Here is a 21,241-nt window from a genome sequence, read left to right as displayed (position 1 = left end):
AAGAACCAGATCCGGAAGAGCCGGCCCGAGGCCCCCGACGCCGAGTGAGGGGCCCCGCAAGCAGACCGCGCGTACGGCGACCGAACGGTGGGCGTGGCCCGAGCGGGGCGAGGAGCAACGGGATCAGTGGTTCACCGCCCTTCGGTGTCGACGGCCCCGGCGGCACGCAGGGCGTCGAGGACGCGTGCGTAGTCCTCGGCCCGCTCCGGACGCCACCCCACGTTCTTGTGCGCGCCGGTCAGCGCCCTCGCCGTGGGTTCGGCACCGCGGTCGAGCAGCAGGCGCACCGCCTCCGCCTCCCCGAACGCGGCCGCCCACTCCAGAGGTGACCGGCCCTTGAAGTCCCGGTCCTCGATGTCCGCCCCGCGGTCCAGCAGCGGCTCCATGACGTCCGTGTGCCCGAGGGACGCCGCGAGCGAAAGGGGCACGTAGGGGATCCGGACCGGCTGGGCCCCCATGGACACCCCGGCGTCGATCAGCACCTCCATGACTGCCGCGCGGCCGAACATCGCCGCCTCGGTCATCGGCGTCAGCTCGTGGTACGGCCCCGCGTTCCCCTCGGCGTCGGCACCCGCGGCGAGCAGCGACCGGACCACCTCCGCGTGCCCCTCCTGCACCGCCAGGTCCAGCGCGGTCCGTCCCTCCCGGCCGATCGCGTCCACGCCGACGCCCGCCTCCAGCAGCCGTGTCACCAGCGCCGGGTCGCCGTCCTTCGCCGCCTGCGGCAGTTCGTCCGATCTCTCCACGGGCTCCGTCACGGTGTGATCATGCGGCACCGACACCCAGCGCCGCACCCAGTTTCGCCGCGCACACGTACGGCGAGGTGGGCGTCGGCGCGCTGTACCAGCGCAGCGGCCAGGTGTTGCCGTCGAGTGCCGGGACGCCGATGTAGGTGACCGTGGGGTCGCCCCGGCCGGAGAGCTGCTGCACCCCGGGCGGCCAGTCGTGCCGCCGCACGGTTCCGGGCGGGAGCAGGAAGTAGACCCAGCGGCCTCGTGTCACCTCGCACACGATGGGCCCCGCGTCCTCGTCCGTCGCCTCGATCAGATGGTCGGCGACCAGCTCGCCGTGCAGACCCTCGATGCGTACGGCGTCGAAGTGGACACCGACGACGTGGAGCCGGTGGCCGAGGAGGGGGACCCAGGCGGGGCGGTGAATTGCGCTCGTCATGGTCACACAGTGGCGTCCATGTCTCTACGCTCGGTAGTGACCTCGGGGATACGCGCCGGGGTGTACCAGTCGGAGGTGGGTGCCGTGTCCGGCCAGAACAACTCCCAGCCACCCGTCGCCTGGCGCTACAGCGGAAACCAGATGAAGCGCTGGCGCACGAAGGCGAACATCAGCCGCGAGCAGCTCGCCGAGGCGGCCAACTACTCCCCGGACACCATCAAGTCGATGGAGCAGGGGGTACGGATGCCGACGCCGCGCGTGCTCGACGTCGCGGATGAACTGTGCCGCGCAGAGGGGCTGTTGAGCGCGGCGAAGGACTACTTGCAGCGGGAGAGGTTCCCGGCGCGGGCGCAGGACTTCATGGAGCGGGAGAAGGAGGCAAGCAGTCACTGGTCCTACGAAGCCACCTATGTTCCTGGGCTGTTGCAGACGGAGAGCTATGCACGGGCTTTGATCGAGAACCACGTCCCGCCCTTGGACGACGGGACGGCGGAAGAACGTGTCGTCGCTCGCATGGCGCGGCAGGCCATCCTCACCGAGCGGAAGCCGCCGGTGGGCTTCAGCTTCGTTGTCTACGAGGCGGCGTTGCGCAGCCCGCAGGCGGACGTGGACCAGTTGCGTCATCTGCTTGATGTGTCTCGGCTCCGGAACGTCGTGCTTCAGGTACTCCCGTTCGATAGGGCCATCCCCGTTGCGCTGATGGGACCGATGGTCCTGCTGGAGACTCGTGACCACGAACGATTCGCTTTCGCCGAAGGCCCGTTGGTGAGCGAACTTTCGGCCGATCCAGGGGTTGTCAGCCTTGCGACGGAGCGGCTTAGCATGATCCGCACGCAGGCGCTCAGCCCTGCCGAGTCGGCCCGTTTCATCGAGCGGATGGTGGATCGCCATGAATGACCAGCTGACGTGGTTCAAGTCGAGCTACAGCGACTCGGAGGGCGGCAACTGCGTCGAGGTCGCCGTGAACGGCACCGTCCACATCCGCGACTCCAAGAGCCCGACGGGCCCCGAACTCCGCGTCACCGCGTCCACCTGGTCGGCCTTCCTCGCCGCCGTCCAGCCCGGAGCTTGATCTAGCCCACCATCCGCAACCCCCCACTCCGCACCCCCAGTACCCGCTCCAGGGCCACTTCGGCGGCAGCATCGGCAGGCAGGTGCACCATCAGCCGTTGTCCGTCGTCGACCGGCAACTCCAACACCTCGTAGGACAGCCGTAGTTCACCTGCCTCGGGGTGAACCATGCGCACCACCCCGCTCGCCGTCGGCAGCCCCGGCAATCGTTCCATCCGTTCCGTGAAGTCCCGTCCCGCCATCAGGCTCAGCTCGGACACCAGCGCGCTGCCGCCCGGTGACTGCCGGACCGGTCCCTGTTTCAGGGCCGCCACCTGGTCGTCCGCCACGCGGTCCCAGTCGGGGTACGCCGTGCGCGCCCGTTCGTCGGTGAGGACGAACTTCGCAAGGTTCGGTGGATCGCCGTCGAGCAGGCCCAGGGGGCGCGCCAGCCGGTCGTAGCCCTCGGTCCAGGCGAGGGCCTCGCTGAGGGTGTTGAGCAGGACGGCGGGGGTGGGTTCCAGCCGCTCGAGGAGCATCCGGACGGTGGGCCGGACCGTCCGTACGGGTGGGGGCGCACCGCACGTCGCCCCGCTGATCGTCTTGACCAGGCGGTGCAGATGCACCCGCTCGGCGGTGCTCAGTCGCAGCGCGTCCGCGAGGGCGGTCAGGACCTCCCCCGAGGGGCGTCGGTCGCGGCCCTGTTCGAGTCGCGTCACGTACTCGACGCTGACTCCGGCCAGGGTGGCCAGTTCGGAGCGCCGCAGGCCGGGTGTCCGGCGTCGTGGCCCGGCGGGAAGGCCGACCTCCGCCGGGGTGCGGGCCTCGCGACGGGTGCGCAGGAAGATCCCCAACTCGTTGTCGCTCACGCGTTCAACGTAACAACGCACCCGCTCCGGAGCGTGGCCCTGTCACTACCACTCTCGGCGCGGTCTCCCTCTCCACCGCCGCACCGAGCACCGTATCGCCCATGACGACCGACACGAACCCGCTCCACCTCACCGTGATCCTCGGCAGCGTCCGCGAAGGCCGCTTCGGACCTGTTGTGGCCGACTGGATCACCCGGCAAGCCACCGCGCACGGCGCGTTCGAGGTGACCACCGTCGACCTGGCCGACGTCGACCTGCCGCTGGCCCTCCCGGCCACTCCGCCGGCGCTCGACCCGGACCCGGAGCGGCCGACGGGGATGGCACCGCTGACCCGTGCCCTCGACGACGCCGACGCGATCGTCGTCGTGACCCCGGACTACAACCGCAGCATCCCGGCATCCCTGAAGGCGGCGATCGACTGGCACTTCACCCAGTGGCAGCGCAAGGCGATCGGCTTCGTCGGCTACAGCGGCGCCTCGGGCGGCCTACTGGCCATCGAGCATCTGCGGCAGATCTTCGGCGAGCTCCAGGCGCACACGGTCCGTGACTACGTTTCCTTCCCCCGTTACTACGAGCACTTCACCGACACGGGCACCTGGCAGGCACCGGAACACCACGAGGCGGCGGCGAAGGTGATGCTCGACGAGCTTCACTGGTGGGCCGAGACCCTCCACGACGCCCGACGGAAGGTGTGACGCGGGTCGCTTTTCCGAGTGGTCCGCGCCGGGATGGGGCATGAGCCCCCTGCACGGGCGCCGGGCAGTCTCACCATGCGATATCGCGGAGGGATTTTTCGGGCGCTCGATAGACTGAGCCGACCGCAGCGCACACATATGTGGGCGGACTGTGGAAAACGACGGACTGAGCGAGGAGCGCACGTGGGCCTTGTCGTGCAGAAGTACGGAGGCTCCTCCGTAGCCGATGCCGAGGGCATCAAGCGCGTCGCCAAGCGGATCGTGGAAGCCAAGAAGAACGGCCACCAGGTGGTCGCAGTGGTTTCCGCGATGGGCGACACGACGGACGAGCTGATCGATCTCGCCGAGCAGGTTTCCCCGATCCCTGCCGGGCGCGAGCTCGACATGCTGCTGACCGCCGGAGAGCGGATCTCCATGGCCCTGCTGGCCATGGCGATCAAAAACCTGGGCCACAACGCCCAGAGCTTCACCGGCAGCCAGGCAGGTGTCATCACCGACTCGGTCCACAACAAAGCCCGCATCATCGATGTCACGCCGGGCCGGATCAAGGCCTCGGTGGACGAGGGCAACATCGCCATCGTCGCCGGTTTCCAGGGCGTCAGCCAGGACACCAAGGACATCACCACGCTCGGCCGCGGCGGCTCCGACACCACCGCCGTCGCCCTCGCCGCCGCGCTCGACGCCGAGGTGTGCGAGATCTACACGGACGTGGACGGTGTGTTCACCGCCGACCCGCGCGTGGTGAAGAAGGCCCGGAAGATCGACTGGATCGCGTTCGAGGACATGCTCGAACTGGCGGCCTCCGGGTCCAAGGTGCTGCTCCACCGCTGTGTGGAGTACGCCCGCCGGTACAACATCCCGATCCACGTCCGCTCGTCCTTCAGCGGACTGCAGGGCACGTGGGTCAGCAGCGAGCCGATGAAGCAAGGGGACAAGCAGGTGGAGCAGGCTCTCATCTCCGGTGTCGCGCACGACACCTCCGAGGCCAAGGTCACGGTCGTCGGCGTGCCGGACAAGCCCGGCGAGGCCGCCTCGATCTTCCGCACGATCGCCGATGCCGAGATCAACATCGACATGGTCGTGCAGAACGTGTCCGCCGCCTCCACGGGCCTGACGGACATCTCCTTCACCCTGCCGAAGACCGAGGGCCGCAAGGCCATCGACGCGCTGGAGAAGAACAAGGGCACCATCGGCTTCGACTCCCTGCGCTACGACGACCAGATCGGCAAGATCTCCCTGGTCGGCGCCGGTATGAAGACCAACCCGGGCGTCACCGCCGACTTCTTCACGGCGCTCAGCGACGCCGGCGTGAACATCGAGCTGATCTCGACCTCCGAGATCCGCATCTCGGTCGTCACCCGCAAGGACGACGTGCCGGAGGCCGTACGCGCCGTGCACTCCGCGTTCGGTCTCGACTCCGACAGCGACGAGGCCGTGGTCTACGGAGGCACCGGCCGCTGATGGCCGAGTCCGTACGACCCGGACGTCCCGGGCGGCCGACGCTCGCGGTCGTGGGAGCGACCGGGGCCGTCGGCACGGTCATGCTCCAGATCCTGTCCCAGCGGGCGGACGTCTGGGGCGAGATCCGACTGATCGCCTCCCCGCGCTCGGCCGGCCGCAAGCTGGCCGTGCGCGGCGAGGAGACCGAGGTCGTGGCGCTCACCGAGGAGGCCTTCGACGGGGTCGACGTCGCGATGTTCGACGTGCCCGACGAGGTCGCCGAGCGGTGGGCGCCCGTCGCCGCCGCGCGGGGCGCGGTGGTGGTCGACAACTCGGGCGCGTTCCGCATGGACCCGGACGTGCCGCTCGTCGTCCCCGAGGTCAACCCGCACGCCGTGCGGAGACGCCCGCGCGGGATCGTCGCGAACCCGAACTGCACCACCCTGTCGATGATCGTCGCGCTGGGCGCGCTGCACGCCGAGTTCGGCCTGCGCGAGCTGGTCGTCTCGTCGTACCAGGCGGTCAGCGGCGCCGGGCACGCGGGCGTGCGGACGCTGCGCGAACAGCTGTCGCTGGTGGCCGGTACGGAGCTGGGGACCAGCCCCGGTGACGTACGGCGGGCCGTGGGGGACAACACCGGGCCGTTCCCGGAGCCGGTCGCGCTGAACGTCGTACCGTGGGCCGGATCACTGCGGGAGGACGGCTGGTCCTCGGAGGAGATGAAGGTGCGGGACGAGTCCCGCAAGATCCTCGGTCTGCCCTCACTGCCCGTGGCGGTCACCTGCGTACGCGTCCCGGTGGTCACCACGCACTCCCTCACCGTGCACGCCCGCTTCGAGGGCGAGGTCACCGTCGACAAGGCGCGCGAGATCCTCGCCACGGCGCCCGGAGTGGTCCTGTTCGACAACCCGGCCGCGGGGGAGTTCCCCACCCCCGCCGACGTCGTCGGCACCGATCCGACCTGGGTCGGGCGGGTACGGCGGGCCCTGGACGACCCCACCGCGCTGGAGCTCTTCGTGTGCGGGGACAACCTGCGCAAGGGAGCGGCGCTCAACACCGCGCAGATCGCCGAACTCGTGGCGGTTGAACGGTGAAAAGTTCTGGATCGCACAGTATTCGTTTGTAGGATCTGTGTAAGTCCTGTGCATGCCGGATTCCCGGCCCTGGCCACTTGATCAGGCCGTTCCGGCAACGGAGGATTGCGCCAGGCGTGTACGAGGATTCACCTCCCCGTCATCCGCAACCGAGCGGAGGGCGGGGAGCGTCTTTGCGGTCACCCCCTACCGGGGGCACTGGGGCGCTGCTTTCCGGACGTGGGGACGTCCGGAACCGGGCGTGGGGACGCCCGTTCATATGGAATACAGGGGAAGAGCGGGACGCATGAGGGCATTTGATGTGCTGTCGGTGGTGCTGCCTGACGCGGGCGGGCGGCCGGCCGCACCGGCCACCGCAAAAGTGACGCCCGGCGCGTACAACCCTTACGAGGGGAAGCGTGTCCAACTGGCGTGGCTGAGGTACTCGACTTCACAGCGTCGCGCGGCACGGCCCTCCGGCCGCCCCGCCCGGCTCGCCGACCCCGCATGTCCGGCGCGTCCGGCGGCGGCATGCCGGTGATCGCGCCCATGCCCGCAGCGCGCCCCGCCCGTATCCCCGGTCAGCGTGACGGCGCCGACGACGTCGTGGCGGCCGGCACCACCGTCGACCACCTCACCGAGACCTACCGCGCGCACTACCGCTCGCTGCTGGGCCTCGCGGCGCTCCTCCTCGACGACACCGCCTCCTGCGAGGACGTCGTGCAGGAGGCGTTCATCCGCGTCCACTCCGCCCGCAAACGCGTCCGGGACCCGGAGAAGACCCTGGCCTACCTGCGTCAGACGGTCGTCAACCTGTCCCGCTCCGCGCTGCGCCGCCGCATCCTCGGCCTCAAGCTGCTCTCCAAGCCCATGCCCGACATGGCGAGCGCGGAGGAGGGCGCCTACGACCAGCTGGAGCGCGACTCCCTCATCAAGGCGATGAAGGGGCTCCAGCGCCGCCAGCGCGAGGTGCTGGTGCTGCGCTACTTCGCGGACATGACCGAGGCGCAGGTCGCCGAGACCCTCGGCATCTCGCTGGGCTCGGTGAAGGCGTACGGCTCACGCGGTATCGCGGCGCTGCGGCTGGCCATGGAGGCGCCGGCATGAGCGACGGCAAGGACGCGCGGCGCGAGGAGCGCGGGCCGGAGGTCCGGGGGACCTCCCGCCCGTCCGGCGCCGCGCGGGAGTCCGAGGGTGTGCCCGCGCCCGAGGACGTACGGGAATCCGGCGACGGGAACGAACCGAAGCACACGCACGCTGGGAACGGAACTGTGAACGACGGCCTGGACGAACAGGGCTCCAAGGGGCTCGACGCGGACGAGCTGGCACTGCGCGCCCTGATGCGGCAGGCGGTGCGGGAGGTGGAGCCGGGCGACGGCACCCTGGACTATCTGCGCCGGGCCGTCCCCGCCCGCCGGGCCCGCAAACGCCAGGCCCTCGTCGGCGTGGCCGCGGCCGCCCTCTTCCTCGGCACCGCGGTCCCCGCCCTCGTCCACGTCTCCGGCGTCACCGGCTCCGACGCCGACCCCTCCGCCGTCGGCCACGCCGCGCAGGCGCAGGGCGGCACCGGCCAGGGCAAGGACCCGAAGGGCGGGGAGAGCACCGCGGGCGGCGCCTCGGACCAGGTCGAGGGTACCGACAGGGGCGACAAGAAGGACAAGGAGAAGGGCGGCTCGTCCACCGGCTCCAGTACGGGTACGACGGAGGGGTCCGCCCCCTCGTCCAGCACCGCGGCCGGGGTGCCCGCCTGTACCGCCGCCCAGCTCGGCCCGGCGGCCGCGTCCAGCGCCGCCCCCGAATCCACGGGCGCGGTCTACGGCTCCTTCCGGGTCGTCAACGTCTCCACCGTGAGCTGTACCGTCGAGGGCGCCGGCTCCGTGAACGCGATCCCGCAGGGCGCCGCCGACACCGCCAAGGTGGGTTCGGCGCCGCACGTGGCGGGGGACGCGGCGGCCGGGCTGCCCGACCCCTCCCTGGAGGCCGCCCAACTGGTGCTCAAGCCGGGTGCGGCGTACGAGGTGAAGTTCGCCTGGGTGCCCTCCGAACCCTGCACGGCTCCGGGCGACAGCACCGGCGGTGGCACCGGCACCGGTGGCGGCACCGGCGGTCCCTCGCCCGATCCGACACCGACCGACAACCCGACCACGACGACCGGTGCGTCCACGGGCACCGACAGCGGCACGGCCGCCCAGCTGGTCAGGGAGGACGGCACGGTGGAGGGCAGCGTCGCGGTGACGTACACGCCGCCCACGGGTTCGGGCGCGGCCACCACGACGGTGAGCAACGCGTGCGCGGGCACGGTGTACTACACGGGGCTGCTGACGGCGGTGTGACGGGGGCGGTCCTCCGGTCCGTTGTCAGACCGCTGACGGACTCGACCGCTCCGGTTCCCGCTCCCCGTTTCCGTTCACGGTCCCGGTCCCGTCGGTCCCGTCCTCGTCCGGGACCAGGCCCAGTTCCGCGTCGCGGACGAACTCCAGCTCGCGGCGGAACAGCCGGAACCACATGAAGATCACGAAGCCCACGAAGGCGAACCACTCGGCGGTGTAGCCGAGGTTCTGGAACGCCTTCAGGTCCAGTCCGGTGCCGCCCGGCGCGGTCGCCGGCACCGCCCGCATCCCCGAGTCGCCGCGGTTGAGCGTGATCCAGGCGTCGTACACGTCGTACTCCACGAGGTTCACCAGCGACGCCGAGCTGATCGCCGACGTCTGTCCCCGCGGCAGGCCGCCGCGGGCGCTGACGCCGTTGCTGCCCGGGGTCTCGGACGCCTGGAGCGCGCCGGTGACGGTGACCTCACCGGTGGGCGCCGCGGGCACCTCGGCCGGATCGGGGGTGCCGGGCAGCCAGCCCCGGACGACGGGCAGCGCCCGGCCGGTGTCGGTGCGCAGCAGGGTCAGGACGTAGTAGCCGTCCTTGTCGTCCAGCGTGCGGTCGGGCACCAGCAACTGGGTGTCGTACCGGCCGCTCGCGGTGGCCTGCTTGCCGGAGGTGGCCTTGGTCACGGGCAGCAGGTCGTCCAGGGGCCTGGCCGCCTCCCGCTGGTCCGTGGCGATCCGTGCCTCGGCGTCGCGGTGGCTGTCCACCCGGTCCTCGAACCGGCCCAGCTGCCAGGACCCCATGAAGACGCAGAAGGGGATGGAGAGCAGCAGGAAGACGTTGATCCCCCACCAGCGGGGCGTCAGCAGAAACCGGTACACGCCCTCAACGGTACGGGTCCGCGGGTGGTTCCCGGCCCGCGGGGTCGTCGTGCGGCGGGCCGTCTCCACGAGGGGGCGGTGAAGGATCGGGAAGAAGTTGTCCACAGCCTGGGGACCTCGGCGGCGCGATGCCCTCCGGGACAGGCAGTATGGGGTCATGACTGAGAGCAACGGGTCCGACGCGCCGGACCGGGCGGACCACCAGACCGAGCGAGTGGAACAGGGCGCGGGCATGCCCGACTGGGAGAAGCGCTTCCGGGCACCCCGGGTGTCCCTGCCCGACTGGGCGGAGGACGCCCCCGACCGCTCCCTGTTCGTGTCGAACGCGACGGGGACGTACGAGCTGTACGCCTGGGACCGGGCGACGGGCGAGCAGCGGCAGGTGACGGACCGGCCCAACGGCACGACGGACGGCGTGCTCTCGCCGGACGGCGAGTGGATCTGGTGGTTCGACGACAAGGACGGCGACGAGTTCGGCGTGTGGCGCCGGCAGCGGTTCCCGGGCGGCGAGGACGAACTCGCGGCACCGGGCCTTGACCCTTCGTACCCGGCGGGACTCGCGCTGGGCCGGGACGGCCGTACGGCGGTCGTGGGCCGTTCCACGGACGAGGACGGTACGACGATCCACCTGGCCCGCACGGGCGAGGCGCCCGTGGAGATCTACCGGCACCGCGAGTCGGCGGGCGTCGGCGACCTCTCCCACGACGGTTCGCTGATCGCCGTGGAGCACACCGAGCACGGTGACGCGATGCACTCCGCGCTGCGGGTGCTGCGGCCCGACGGTACGACGGTCGCCGAGCTCGACGACACCGAGGGCGGCACCCGGGAGCTGGGCCTGGAGGTGCTGGGCTTCGCGCCGGTGCCGGGCGACACCCGGCTGCTCGTCGGCCACCAGCGGCGCGGACGCTGGGAGCCCCTGGTGTGGGACGTGGCGACGGGGGAGGAGAGCGACCTCGCGCTGGAGCTGCCGGGCGACGTGAGCGCCGAGTGGTACCCGGACGGCACGGGGCTGCTCATCGCGCACGGCTTCGAGGCCCGCGGCGAGCTGTTCCGCTACGACCTGGCCGAGCGCCGGCTGGAGAAGATCCCCACCCCGCGCGGCGCGGTCTCGGGCGCGACGGTCCGGCCCGACGGCAGCGTGGAGTACCTGTGGTCGTCGGCGGCCCAGCCGCCGGCGGTGCGCTCCACGACGGGCGGAGTGGTCCTCGACCCGCCCGGGATGAAGTCGCCCGGGTCGGTACCGGTGGAGGACGTGTGGGTGGAGGGGCCCGGCGGCCGTATCCACGCCCTCGTCCAGAAGCCGGCCGGCGCGACCGGACCCCTCCCCACGGTCTTCGACATCCACGGCGGCCCCACCTGGCACGACAGCGACTCCTTCGCGGCCGGCCCGGCCGCCTGGGTCGACCACGGCTACGCGGTGGTCCGCGTCAACTACCGGGGCTCCACGGGCTACGGCCGCGCCTGGACCGACGCGCTGAAGCACCGGGTGGGCCTGATCGAGCTGGAGGACATCGCGGCGGTGCGGGAGTGGGCGATCACCTCCGGACTCGCCGACCCGGCCCGGCTGGTCCTCACCGGCGGCTCCTGGGGCGGCTACCTCACCCTGCTCGGCATCGGCACGCAGCCCGACGCGTGGGCGGTGGGCATCGCGGCGGTTCCGGTCGCCGACTACGTCACGGCGTACCACGACGAGATGGAAGCGCTGAAGGCGATGGACCGCACGCTGCTCGGCGGCACCCCGGAGGAGGTCCCCGACCGCTTCGAGGCGTCCTCCCCGATCACCTACGTCGACCAGGTCAGGGCCCCGGTCTACATCTCGGCGGGCGTCAACGACCCCCGCTGCCCCATCCGGCAGATCGAGAACTACGTCAAACGCCTGGAGTCCCGCGACGCGGTCCACGAGGTCTACCGCTACGACGCGGGCCACGGTTCCCTGGTGGTCGACGAACGCATCAAGCAGGTCCGCCTGGAACTCGCCTTCGCGGCCAAACACCTGCCCGCCCCGTAGCTGCGGGCAGTCGTGCCGCTGGGGCGGCACGGGTGGGCGGTGGGGGTACCTCCCGCTCGAGCGAAGTCGAGAGTGGGGGAGGCACCCCGCGAGCGCGGGCAAGCGAAACCCGCCCCGCCCAGCGCCCAGCGCTACGTCGCGCTCCGCGCCCGCCGCCCCAGCAACTCCGCCAGCCCCCGCCGGGTGGCGGCCAGCACCACCCGGTCCTCGGCACGCAGCACATACGTATCGGGGAGGTCCCACACCAGCCCGGAACCCGGCACCCCCTCCCCGCCGGAGGCGGATCCCGCCGTGTCCAGCGCCAGCACCCGCCAGGCCCCCGCCCGGAACGCCTCCCCCACCGTCCGCCCCTCCAGCTGCGCGTACCCGCCCACGACGACCGCCGCGAACAGCAGCACCCGCCGTTCCACCGGAATCGCCCCCAGGATCTGCCGCCCCATCATCGCCCCGGCGAACGCGGGCGCGGCCAGATGGGAGACACTCCGGCTCCGCGTCAGCGCCGAGGGGTGCGCGGTCCGCAGCGTCCGGTACACGGCCTTCGCGAAGTCGTCGTCGTACAGCCGCAGCACCGCCCGCAGATCGGGCCGTACGGACCGCGCGTACAGCACCGCCTCCAGGTTCGTCGTATCCGCACTGGTCAGTGCCAGCAGCGCGTCCGCACGGTGGATCTTCGCGGACTCCAGCACCCCCTCCTGCGTGACGTCCCCCAGCACCACCGGCACCCGTAGCCGCCGCGCCACGGCCATCCCCCGCGCCTCCGGATCGGCCTCGACGCACACCACCGGAATGTGCAGCTCCCGCAGTCGTGTGAGCACCCGCGTCCCGATCTTGCCCAGTCCGAGCAGCACCACGTGCCCGCTCAGCCCGCGCGGCGGCTTCCGCAGCGCCGACGCCGTGCGGAACGTCCCCAGCGCCTCCAGCACCGCCGCCAGCAGTACCGGCAGCAGCAGCAACCCCACCACTCCGGACAGCAGTTGCAGCACCTGTCGGCCGGTGGACTCGTGGTGCGCGGGCTCGTTGATCGCGAACAGGTCGAGCAGCGTGACGTACGTGGCGTGCAGCGGATCGTCGTCCGTCACCAGCGCCAGGGCGACCGCGAGCGCGACCGTGGCCGCCACCAGCCCCGCCAGCGACCACCGCAGCCGCCGCGAGAACAGCGAGGCGAACGGCGGCCCGCCCCGCCCGGACGACAACGAGGGCCCGGAGTAGGACAGTTGCTCCAGCACCACCGTCCCCCGCCCGGTCGCCGCCGCCACCGCCGCGGCGTCGGGCAGCAGTTGCGGACCCTGCTCGCCGCTGTCCTCCGAACCCTCGTCCCCGGCGGGATCGTTGCTGGTCGCGGAGAGCAGCGCGAGGGTGCACAGCCCCGGGTCGGCCACCTCGCCCGGCCCCGGAGGCCGGCGCTCCACCGCCCGCAGCAGCAGCCCCTCCGCGTCGACGACCTTGCTGGTGCCGACGAGCGCGGTGGCGACCAGCGCGGGTGTGGTCGTGTCGGCGTCGGACAGCACGGTCGTGGCGATGTCGGCCCCGCCGCGTCCCGGCGCGCCGCCACCGCCCGCCAACGCGGCGGCCTGATCGAGGAGTTCCTCGATGTGCTGGCCCAGCCGCCGGTTGTAGAGCCGGAGGACGAGCCGCAGCCGGGGGTTGAGCCGGCGGGCGGTCAGGGCGGCACGGATGTTGGTCTCGTCGTCGTCGTACACCAGCGCCAGCGCGGCGGCGCGTTCCACCCCGACCTCGGCGAGCACGGCCTCGGTCGGCTCGGCGGCCTCCACGACCCGTTCGCCGGGCACCAGGGTGTCGTCGGACCCGCCGGGTCCGCCGGACCCGCTGTTGCCCCGGTTGACGGCGGTCACGACCCGGTCGAGCAGGGCGGCGGAGGCCGCGCGGGCCCGCCCCACCACCGGCTGCCGGCCGCTGCGTCCGGTCGGCGGCACGACGAGGGTCACCTGCTCGCGGTACACACCGCGCAGTTCGGCGGCGAGCCGGTGCGCGAGCCCGTCGTCGCCGCACACCACCATGTGCGCCGACGGGTCGCCGGGCGGGGCCGGGTTGGGAAGGAGGCTCACCACGGGTGAAGAGACTGCCTCATCGTGACGGGTGGTTCCAGACCGGGTCTGAACGGCCGCGCCCCGCCCTCCGTACCAAGGGGGAGGGACCCGAGCGCGGCCCCGCTCTCTCGCGCGCGCATCCATGGAGGTGCACCCGGCCCGTGGCCATCACGAAACCGCCCCCGCGCGGCACCGCCGAACCCGACGACGGCCGGGAGGAGAAGGCGCAGGACGGGGAGAAGGCGCACGACGAGAAGAAGACGCAGGACGAGGAGAAGACGCACGACGAGGCGTCCCGCCACCTCACCTCCCCCCTCCTCCTCACCCTCGTCCTCCTCACGGCGATGATGTTCCAGGACCCCGTCCGCCGCGCCCTGGCCGCGCCGGTGATGCAGAGCTGGATGACGGTGTTCGTGGCGGTGGTCCTCCAGGCCCTCCCCTTCCTGGTGCTCGGCGTCCTGCTGTCGGCGGCGATCGCGGTGTTCGTCCCGCCGTCGTTCTTCGCCCGCGCCCTGCCGGAACGCCCCGCGCTGGCCGTACCCGTCGCGGGCGCGGCGGGGGCGGTGCTGCCGGGCTGCGAGTGCGCGTCCGTGCCGGTGGCGGGCGCGCTGGTGCGCAGGGGAGTGGCGCCGGCGGCCGCCCTGGCGTTCCTGCTCTCCGCCCCCGCGATCAACCCGATCGTGCTGACGGCGACGGCGGTCGCCTTCCCCGACGACCCCGGGATGGTCCTCGCCCGTTTCGTCGCGAGCCTGCTGGTGGCGTGCGCGATGGGCTGGCTGTGGCAGCGCCTCGGCCGCACCGACTGGCTGCGCCCGCCCGCCCGTTCGTCGTACGACGGGCGGAGCCGGGGCGCGGCGTTCTGGGGCTCGGTACGGCACGACGTGATGCACGCGGGCGGTTTCCTGGTGGTCGGCGCGATGGCGGCGGCGACGCTGAAGGCGGTGGTCCCCGCGGAGTGGCTGCGCGCGGCGGCCGGCAGCCCGGTGCTGTCGGTGCTGGTGCTGGCCGTCCTGGCGGTGCTGCTGTCGATCTGCTCGGAGGCGGACGCGTTCGTGGCGGCGTCGCTCACCCAGTTCTCGCTGACGGCCCGGCTGGCCTTCCTGGTCGTGGGACCGATGGTCGACCTGAAGCTCTTCGCGATGCAGGCGGGCACGTTCGGCCGGGCCTTCGCCCTGCGCTTCGCCCCCGCGACCTTCGCCCTGGCGGTGGTCGTCTCGGCCCTGACGGGAGCGGTACTGCTGTGAAGCCGTCCCTGAACCACCAGGCCCAGGCGGCCCTGCTGTTCCTCCTCGGCGCGACCGTGCTGCACGCCGGCCTGACCGACCTCCACCTGCGGTACGTCAAGGCGGGCCTGCGCCCGCTGCTCCTGCTGTCGGGCGCGGTGCTGATCGCGACGGCGGCGGCGACGGTCCGGTACGCGTGGCGCCGCGGGCCGCACCCGGGGGAGTCGCACCGGGAACCCCGTGTCTCCTGGCTCCTCACCCTCCCCCTCCTCGCCCTGATCCTGGTCGCCCCGCCCGCCCTCGGCTCCTACAGCGCCACCCACACCGGTACGGCCCTGCGGGAACCCCTCGGCTACCCGGAGCTGCCCGAGCGGGGGCCCCTGCGCCTGGGAGTCGGGGAGTACGCGGCCCGCGCGGTCTACGACCAGGGCCGTCACCTGCGCGACCGCCCCATCGGCATCACCGGTTTCGTGGCCCTGGACGGCACCGGCGCCCCGTACCTGGTCCGCATGGGCCTCAACTGCTGTGCCGCCGACGCCCAGCCGGTCAAGATCGCCCTCACCGGCGCGATCCCTCCGGTCCTGCGGCCGGACACCTGGCTGGAGGTCACCGGCCGCTACACCCCGCGCCGTACGAAGGACCCCGTCAACGGCGGGCCGGTCCCGTACTTCGAGGTCACCCACGCCGAACCGGTCCCGGTCCCGCAGGACCCGTACGACGAGGCGTGGAGCGGCTAGGACCGCGACCGGCTACGACTGGTAGGGCTGCTGCTGCGACTGCTGTCCGTACCCCTGTCCGCCGCCGACCGCCTGCGCCTGGAGCTGCTCGGCCTGTTCCGCGGTCACCTTCTGCTCCGCGCCGCAGAAGGTGCACTGCGTCGTGTACTTCGTCGAGACCGGGAACAGCGGCACGAAGAACAGGGTGAACTTGGTGACCCGCTTCCTGAGCGTGTGCGCGGCGGGATTCCCGCACTGCGCGCACACCAGCGTCAGTATCGCGAGCTGGTGCAGATACCCCTTGGTACCAAAAATGATCATGTCGTCGATCCTTCCCGGGCCTCGGCCCCCCGAACCACCACACCAGACGCTGACCGTGGTCGGCAACGTGACCGGCCACCACACTGCCGCACCCCGCACAAGCACACCAGCCCCGGTGCCGGCACGCTGGACCGCGGCGATACGGGCGCGTCGGCACGCGGCAGTCGCAGCGGCCCCCGACGAGGCGGGCACGGGCGCGGACGCCTAGGGTGGACGCCGTACACCCGGGGCTGGAAGGGGATGGTGGAGATCAGCGGACAGGCCGATGCCGTCCACCGGACCCGCACCCCCCTGAGCCGGGCGCGGGTGTTGTCCGCCGCCGTCGCCCTGGCCGACGAGGGCGGGGCCGACGCGCTCAGCATGCGGAACCTGGCGCAGGTGCTCGGCGTCGTCCCCATGGCGCTGTACAAGCACGTGGCCAACAAGAACGAGCTGCTGGACGGCATGATCGACGTCCTCGTCGGTGAGATCGACCCACCGGCCGAGGACACCGACTGGAAGACCGCCGTCCGGCTGCGGGTGCTGTCCGCCCGCCGCATGCTGCTGCGTCACCCGTGGGCGTCCGGGGTCATCGAGGCGCGGATGAAGGCGCGGACCGCGCCGACCCCCGCGGTGATGGCGTACCTGGACTCGATGATCGGCGTCTTCCGGGCCGGGGGCTTCCCGCTCGACCTGGTCCATCACGCGATGCACGTCATGGGCAGCCGGCTGCTGGGCTTCTCCCAGGAGCTGTTCGTCGACGGCCCCGGCCGCGAGCCGGACCCGGACGCGCCGCCGCCCGAGGAGATGGCCGCGCGCTACCCCCACATCACCGCACTGGCCATGGCGGTCGCCCACGACGAGGAGTCCGTCGTCGGCTCCGGCTGCGACGACCAGTACGAGTTCGAGTTCGCCCTGGATCTGACGCTGGACGGCCTGGCCCGGCTGCTGCGCTGACCCACCCCGGACGACCCGGCCCGGCCCGGCCCGGTTTCCGCTCCGCCCCTTCCTGTCTCCTCCCGGTCCCTTCCTGTCTCCTCCCGGCCCTTGCCAGGTGTACGGCGTACACCCATGATGGTGGGTGTACGCCGTACACCTATGAGGGGGAGATCCGGATGAAGGCGATCGTCCAGGACCGCTTCGGCCCGCCGGACATTCTGGAACCGACGGACATCGACCGCCCCGAGCCCGGGGCCGGCCAGGTACTGGTGCGGGTGCACGCCGCCGCGGTCAACCCCTACGACTGGCACATGCTGCGCGGCGACCCGTACGCGGCCCGGCTGACCGGGGACGTGGGGCTGACCCGCCCGAAGTCACGGGTGGCCGGGATCGACGCGGCCGGACGGGTCGAGGCGGTCGGCGCCGGTGTGCGCGGGCTCCAGCCCGGCGACGAGGTGCTGGGCTTCTGCCGGGGTGCCTTCGCCGAGTACGCGAGCACCACCGAGGACCTCCTGGTCACCAAACCCGCGCACCTGACCTTCGAGCAGGCCGCGGCCGTCCCGATGGGGGCGGTGACGGCCCTGCGCGGCATCCGGACCGTGGGCCGGGCGCGGGCGGGACAGCGGGTGCTGGTCAACGGGGCCGGTGGTGGAGTGGGCACGTTCGCCGTGCAGATCGCCGCGGACCTCGGCGCGGAGGTCACCGGCGTGTGCGGCGCCCGCAACGCCGACCTGGTGCGCTCGCTCGGCGCCGCGCACGTCGTCGACTACGCCCGCGAGGACTTCACCGACGCCCGCGGACACTACGACGTGATCCTGGACAACGTGGGCAACCACCCGTTGGGCCGACTGCGCCGGGCGCTCACCCCGACGGGCACGCTGGTGGGCAACGGCGGCGGCTCACCCGGCCACGTGTTCGGGGCGATGGGCTCGCTGCTGAAACTGCTCGCGGCCGACGCGGTCGTCCGGCAGCGGCTCCGGGTGATCCTCCCGGCGGCCCCGTCCGGCCCGGTCCAGGAGGATCTGCGGGCCGTCACCGCCCTCATCGGGTCCGGCCGCCTCACTCCGGTGGTCGGCCGGACGTACCCGCTGGCGGAGGCGGCCGAGGGCGTGCGCCTGGTGGAAGGAGGACACGCCCGCGGCAAGGTCGTACTGACGGTGAGGTGACGGCCGCCGTGGGGGTTCGCCCCGTGGGCCTCACGGCTTCCGGCCGGACGTCGTCGTCGAGGGCCCCGGGGCCCCGGGTCCGGGAATTCCCGTCGGCGGAACCGGGTTACCCACGCTTGCAGCGATGACAGCGGGTGGACCGCGGGGAGGGACGGACGCCGATGAGCCTTCGTCAGTTCGAGTACGCCCTGGCCGTCGCCGAACAGGGCTCGGTGACGGCGGCGGCGGAGCTGCTGCACGTCGCCCAGCCGTCGGTGTCCCAGCAGATCCGCGGCCTGGAGCGGGAACTCGGCGTGAAACTGTTCGTCCGCACGCCGACCGGACTGGTGCCCACCACGGTCGGCCGCGCGTTCCTGCGGGAGGCGGAGGTCGCGGTGAGCGCGTCGCGGCGGGCCAGGGCCACGGCGCGGGCCGGCGCCGACGAACTGGTGGGCGAGCTGGTGGTCGCGGTGCAGATGGGCTTCGGCACACGGCAGTTGCCGCGCGCGCTGGGTGCGCTGCGGCGCCGCTTCCCGCGGCTGGAGGTCACCGTCTTCGAGGAGCCGAGCGCCGCGGAGCTGGACCGGCTGTGCCGGCGGGGCCTGCTGGACTTCGCCCTGATGGCGGCGTGCGAGCAGGGCCCCGCCGACGCCCACCACCTCGGCGACGAGGAACTCGTCGTGGTGCTGGGCGCCGGGCACCGGCAGGCGTCCGCGGACCGGGTCGAGCTGGGCGAACTGGACGGGGAGCCGTGGGTGCGGTTCGACCGCGACAGCACGCTCGACGGCGTACTGCTGAGGGTGCTGCGGGACAACGGTCTGGCCCCGGCCACGGCCGCCCGCGTGTCCCAGACGGCGACGGCCGTGCGCTGGGCCGCCCACGGGCTGGGGGTGACCCTCGTCCCGGCCTCGGCGGTGCCGCAGGGGTACGAGCACCTCGTGCGCCCGGTGTCCCCGGCCCTGTCCCAGCCCGTCATCGCCGTGGTCCGGCAGGACGCGGGCCCGGCGGAGACCGCCCTGCTCGAACTCCTGCGTCAGGAGACCTGGTCGGAGCCGGCTCAGAGCTGGGTGTAGCCTCCGTCCACGGCGAGCTCGGCGCCGGCCGTGTACGTGGCGTCGAAGGCGAGGAACGCGGCCGCCCTGGCGATCTCCTCGGGTGTGCCGAAGCGCCCCATGGGATTGTCCGAGACCCGCTGGGCCTTGAACTCCGCGGCGGCTTCCGCCGTCATCGTGAGCTCCAGGATCCCCGTGTCGACGGGGCCGGGACTGACCGCGTTGACGCGGATCTCGCGGGGAAGCAGCTCGCGGGAGAGGGTGCGGGCCATCGAGCGCAGGGCCGCCTTGCCGGCCGCGTAGACACTGGTCTCCGGCAGGCCCATGACGTTCGCGGCGGAGGTGGTGAGGACGACGCCGGCGCCCGTGCCCAGCAGCGGGGCGAGCTTCTGCACCGTGAAGTAGGCGCCCTTGACGTTGATCGAGAACAGCTCGTCGTAGTCCTTCTCGGTGGTCGACTCGAAGGGGGTGGCGCCTGCGATGCCGGCGTTGACGAACAGGGCGTCGAGCGTGCCGAGTTCGTCCTTCACACGGCCGGCCAGGGCGTCCAGGTCGGACAGTGAGGCCACATCGCCCCGGACGGCCAGCGCGTTCCCGCCGAGCCGCTCCCGCGCGGCGTCGAGCGTGGTCTGAGAACGACCGGTGATCACCACGCGGGCTCCGCCGTCCACCAGCAGCTTCGCCGTCGCGAACCCGATTCCGCTGCCGCCACCCGTGACCACCGCGTTCTTGCCACTGTATTCACCCATGTCGGGGTCCCTTCGTTCTCTTTGTCAGAAATCGGTTCCGGAATTCCGCAGCGTCATCCCCTGATGAATTCGCCGCCGTCCACCGAGATATTGCTCCCGGTCACCCAGCCGGCCCGGTCGGACACGAGGAACAGCACCGCGTGGGCGATGTCGTCGGGTCGGCCGTCGCGCCCCAGCGGCGCGGTGGCGGTGGCGCCGGGATCCCCGTTCAGGCGCGCCCACTGCTCCCGCGTCGCCTCGCCGCCGGGGGTTGCGGTTCTGCCGGGAGCCACGACGTTGACCCGGACACCGGAGGGGGCCAGCTCCACGGCCAGTCCCCGGCTGTAGTTCTCCAGCGCCGCCTTGGCCGCCGTGTAGTGCAGGAACTGGGGGCCCGGGGTGTGCACCGCGCCCGAGGAGACGTGCACGATCGCTCCCGAGCGCCGTTCACGCATCCCCGGTATCAGCAGCGAGTCCAGCCGCACCGCCGCCAGGAGGTTCAGGTCGAGCGCGTCCTGCCACTCCTCGTCGGGGGTGGCCGAGGCGCCCTCGTGCGGTCGCGCCCCGCCCGTGTTGTGGACCAGGATGTCCACCCCGCCCAGGACCTCCTGCGCGGCCGTGGCGAGCGCGTCGATCCCCGCCCGGGTCCGTACGTCGGACGCCACGAAGTGGGCGCCCTCGGGCACGGTGCTCGTCGCCGACCTGGCGGTCGTGAGCACCTCGGCGCCGGCGTCCAGGAACCGGCGCACGACGGCCGCTCCGATTCCGCGCGAACCACCCGTGACCAAGGCTCGCTTTCCCGCGAGTTCCCGCATTCCGTTCCCGCTTGTGGGCATGCCGATGACCCTCTCGATCGCGTATGTCTGCGCTCGACGGAAAACGTCCTTCGGGCGCGGAAGGAGAATCTTCGAAAATCTCGCGCCTAGCGCCTCGTCGAGCTGTTTCACCGTAGATCCGGAAGAGAAAGAGAGGCAAAGACGAAATGTCAGCAAGGGCCATAGGACATACCTATGGCCCGCGTGCGCCGGGCGCGGACCGTTCGTACGGGCGTGATCGCCGCGCTCGCCTCCGCTCCTCCCTGAAGGAGGTCTGCACGGCGATGACGGGAGAGGCCGTCGAATACCGGAGAGCCACCGACACCGACGCCAGGGAGCCACTGCGATGACCACGCCCGTGGGGTACGCACGTCACCCCGCCCCCGGCTTCCGGGAGGCCCTGGCCTTCGAACGGACCAAGTTCACCGGCCTGCGCTCCACCCTGTGGACCACGGCCGCGACCGCCCTGGTCACCGTGGCCGGCGCGGTGTTCGTCGGACTGAGCGGCCCCCTCCTCGGCGACCTGCAACGCCGGCTCACCGGCGCCACCCCGACGGCGGCACCGGAGAAGCTCACGCAGACGTCGGACGCGACCCCGGACACGGTCGGCACCCTGGGCCCCTGGCCGTTCCCGACCCTGGTCACCGTGTACACGGCCCTGGCCCTGACGGGGGCGGGGCCTGCTCCTGGTGGACGTACTGTCCGTGCTCCGGTGCCGCCACCGCCGCCGCGCCGGGCGCGATGCTTCCGCGGCCGCACGGCCGGCTGACAGG

Annotated in this window: 22 protein-coding genes; 14 read left to right on the top strand and 8 right to left on the bottom strand. The window is 72.3% G+C overall.

All coding sequences use genetic code 11. The annotated features are described in order from the left end of the window. Positions 1-131: 131 nt before the first annotated feature. Complete coding sequence (locus tag KUM38_RS06410; RefSeq protein ID WP_308408913.1) at positions 132-758, bottom strand: ankyrin repeat domain-containing protein; 627 nt, start codon at positions 756-758, stop codon at positions 132-134. 7 nt (positions 759-765) lie between these two features. After that, positions 766-1,170, bottom strand: a complete 405-nt coding sequence (locus KUM38_RS06405) for a hypothetical protein (protein ID WP_254396762.1) — start codon at positions 1,168-1,170, stop codon at positions 766-768. An 84-nt stretch (positions 1,171-1,254) separates the two neighbouring features. Between KUM38_RS06405 and KUM38_RS06400 the strand changes: the two genes are divergently transcribed. Next, positions 1,255-2,067, top strand: a complete 813-nt coding sequence (locus tag KUM38_RS06400; protein ID WP_308408912.1) for a helix-turn-helix transcriptional regulator — start codon at positions 1,255-1,257, stop codon at positions 2,065-2,067. Further along, positions 2,060-2,242, top strand: a complete 183-nt coding sequence (locus tag KUM38_RS06395) for a DUF397 domain-containing protein (protein ID WP_217128280.1) — start codon at positions 2,060-2,062, stop codon at positions 2,240-2,242. Before KUM38_RS06400 ends, KUM38_RS06395 begins: the two co-directional genes overlap by 8 nt. 1 nt (position 2,243) lies before the next feature. Here KUM38_RS06395 and KUM38_RS06390 read toward each other — a convergent pair whose 3' ends face one another. Next, positions 2,244-3,089 carry a helix-turn-helix transcriptional regulator gene (locus tag KUM38_RS06390; RefSeq protein WP_217128279.1) on the bottom strand — a complete coding sequence of 282 codons (846 nt, stop codon included), beginning with the start codon at positions 3,087-3,089 and terminating at the stop codon, positions 2,244-2,246. Between the two features lie 101 nt (positions 3,090-3,190). Here KUM38_RS06390 and KUM38_RS06385 point away from each other — a divergent pair, with 101 nt between their 5' ends. The 5 genes from KUM38_RS06385 (at position 3,191) to KUM38_RS06365 (ending at position 8,630) form a co-directional block, all read left to right on the top strand. Continuing rightward, the gene (locus tag KUM38_RS06385; RefSeq protein WP_217128278.1) at positions 3,191-3,784 is read left to right on the top strand and encodes an NADPH-dependent FMN reductase; all 594 of its coding nucleotides are present in this window, start codon (positions 3,191-3,193) and stop codon (positions 3,782-3,784) included. A 183-nt stretch (positions 3,785-3,967) separates the two neighbouring features. Then, entirely contained in the window at positions 3,968-5,245 is a 1,278-nt protein-coding gene (locus tag KUM38_RS06380; protein WP_217128277.1) for an aspartate kinase, read from the top strand. Beyond that, positions 5,245-6,318, top strand: coding sequence for an aspartate-semialdehyde dehydrogenase (locus tag KUM38_RS06375; RefSeq protein WP_217128276.1), 1,074 nt, complete (start codon positions 5,245-5,247; stop codon positions 6,316-6,318). The genes KUM38_RS06380 and KUM38_RS06375 overlap by 1 nt, the downstream gene beginning before the upstream one ends. 510 nt (positions 6,319-6,828) lie before the next feature. Beyond that, the gene (locus KUM38_RS06370; protein WP_217128295.1) at positions 6,829-7,404 is read left to right on the top strand and encodes a SigE family RNA polymerase sigma factor; all 576 of its coding nucleotides are present in this window, start codon (positions 6,829-6,831) and stop codon (positions 7,402-7,404) included. Next, positions 7,401-8,630 carry a hypothetical protein gene (locus tag KUM38_RS06365; protein WP_217128275.1) on the top strand — a complete coding sequence of 410 codons (1,230 nt, stop codon included), beginning with the start codon at positions 7,401-7,403 and terminating at the stop codon, positions 8,628-8,630. Before KUM38_RS06370 ends, KUM38_RS06365 begins: the two co-directional genes overlap by 4 nt. A gap of 24 nt (positions 8,631-8,654) precedes the next feature. Here KUM38_RS06365 and KUM38_RS06360 read toward each other — a convergent pair whose 3' ends face one another. Continuing rightward, entirely contained in the window at positions 8,655-9,494 is an 840-nt protein-coding gene (locus KUM38_RS06360; RefSeq protein WP_217128274.1) for an SURF1 family protein, read from the bottom strand. Between the two features lie 157 nt (positions 9,495-9,651). Between KUM38_RS06360 and KUM38_RS06355 the strand changes: the two genes are divergently transcribed. Next, positions 9,652-11,502, top strand: coding sequence for a prolyl oligopeptidase family serine peptidase (locus KUM38_RS06355; RefSeq protein ID WP_217128273.1), 1,851 nt, complete (start codon positions 9,652-9,654; stop codon positions 11,500-11,502). A gap of 131 nt (positions 11,503-11,633) precedes the next feature. Here KUM38_RS06355 and KUM38_RS06350 read toward each other — a convergent pair whose 3' ends face one another. Further along, entirely contained in the window at positions 11,634-13,520 is a 1,887-nt protein-coding gene (locus tag KUM38_RS06350) for an NAD(P)-binding protein (RefSeq protein ID WP_217128294.1), read from the bottom strand. A 191-nt stretch (positions 13,521-13,711) separates the two neighbouring features. Between KUM38_RS06350 and KUM38_RS06345 the strand changes: the two genes are divergently transcribed. Together KUM38_RS06345 and KUM38_RS06340 are read left to right on the top strand one after the other, a co-directional pair. Continuing rightward, positions 13,712-14,794 carry a permease gene (locus tag KUM38_RS06345; protein WP_308408911.1) on the top strand — a complete coding sequence of 361 codons (1,083 nt, stop codon included), beginning with the start codon at positions 13,712-13,714 and terminating at the stop codon, positions 14,792-14,794. Positions 14,795-14,802: 8 nt separating this feature from the next. Beyond that, positions 14,803-15,510, top strand: a complete 708-nt coding sequence (locus KUM38_RS06340; RefSeq protein ID WP_217128292.1) for a TIGR03943 family protein — start codon at positions 14,803-14,805, stop codon at positions 15,508-15,510. Positions 15,511-15,522: 12 nt separating this feature from the next. On the opposite strand, the gene KUM38_RS06335 is transcribed toward KUM38_RS06340, so the two are convergent. Further along, positions 15,523-15,810 (bottom strand): zinc-ribbon domain-containing protein, encoded by a 288-nt coding sequence (locus tag KUM38_RS06335; RefSeq protein WP_217128272.1) that lies wholly within the window; start codon positions 15,808-15,810, stop codon positions 15,523-15,525. A 240-nt stretch (positions 15,811-16,050) separates the two neighbouring features. On the opposite strand from KUM38_RS06335, the gene KUM38_RS06330 reads away from it, so the two are divergent. The 3 genes from KUM38_RS06330 to KUM38_RS06320 all read left to right on the top strand — a co-directional run bounded on the left by KUM38_RS06330 (position 16,051) and on the right by KUM38_RS06320 (position 18,946). Then, positions 16,051-16,746, top strand: coding sequence for a TetR/AcrR family transcriptional regulator (locus tag KUM38_RS06330; RefSeq protein WP_217128271.1), 696 nt, complete (start codon positions 16,051-16,053; stop codon positions 16,744-16,746). Between the two features lie 158 nt (positions 16,747-16,904). Next, complete coding sequence (locus tag KUM38_RS06325) at positions 16,905-17,894, top strand: NAD(P)-dependent alcohol dehydrogenase (RefSeq protein ID WP_217128270.1); 990 nt, start codon at positions 16,905-16,907, stop codon at positions 17,892-17,894. 161 nt (positions 17,895-18,055) lie between these two features. Further along, positions 18,056-18,946, top strand: coding sequence for a LysR family transcriptional regulator (locus tag KUM38_RS06320; protein ID WP_217128269.1), 891 nt, complete (start codon positions 18,056-18,058; stop codon positions 18,944-18,946). On the opposite strand, the gene KUM38_RS06315 is transcribed toward KUM38_RS06320, so the two are convergent. Continuing rightward, positions 18,931-19,674, bottom strand: a complete 744-nt coding sequence (locus KUM38_RS06315) for an SDR family oxidoreductase (RefSeq protein ID WP_217128268.1) — start codon at positions 19,672-19,674, stop codon at positions 18,931-18,933. The two genes, KUM38_RS06320 and KUM38_RS06315, sit on opposite strands and share 16 nt — an antisense overlap. A 53-nt stretch (positions 19,675-19,727) precedes the next feature. Continuing rightward, positions 19,728-20,489 (bottom strand): SDR family oxidoreductase, encoded by a 762-nt coding sequence (locus KUM38_RS06310; protein ID WP_217128267.1) that lies wholly within the window; start codon positions 20,487-20,489, stop codon positions 19,728-19,730. Positions 20,490-20,814: 325 nt separating this feature from the next. Between KUM38_RS06310 and KUM38_RS06305 the strand changes: the two genes are divergently transcribed. Next, on the top strand, positions 20,815-21,237 hold the full coding sequence (locus KUM38_RS06305; RefSeq protein WP_217128266.1) for a hypothetical protein: 423 nt from the start codon (positions 20,815-20,817) through the stop codon (positions 21,235-21,237). Positions 21,238-21,241 lie beyond the last annotated feature (4 nt).

The sequence above is a fragment of the Streptomyces sp. AC558_RSS880 genome (assembly GCF_019049255.1).
Lineage (GTDB): Bacteria > Actinomycetota > Actinomycetes > Streptomycetales > Streptomycetaceae > Streptomyces.
Note: the sequence above shows the minus strand (reverse complement) of the source record. Positions and strands in the feature narration are given on the sequence as shown.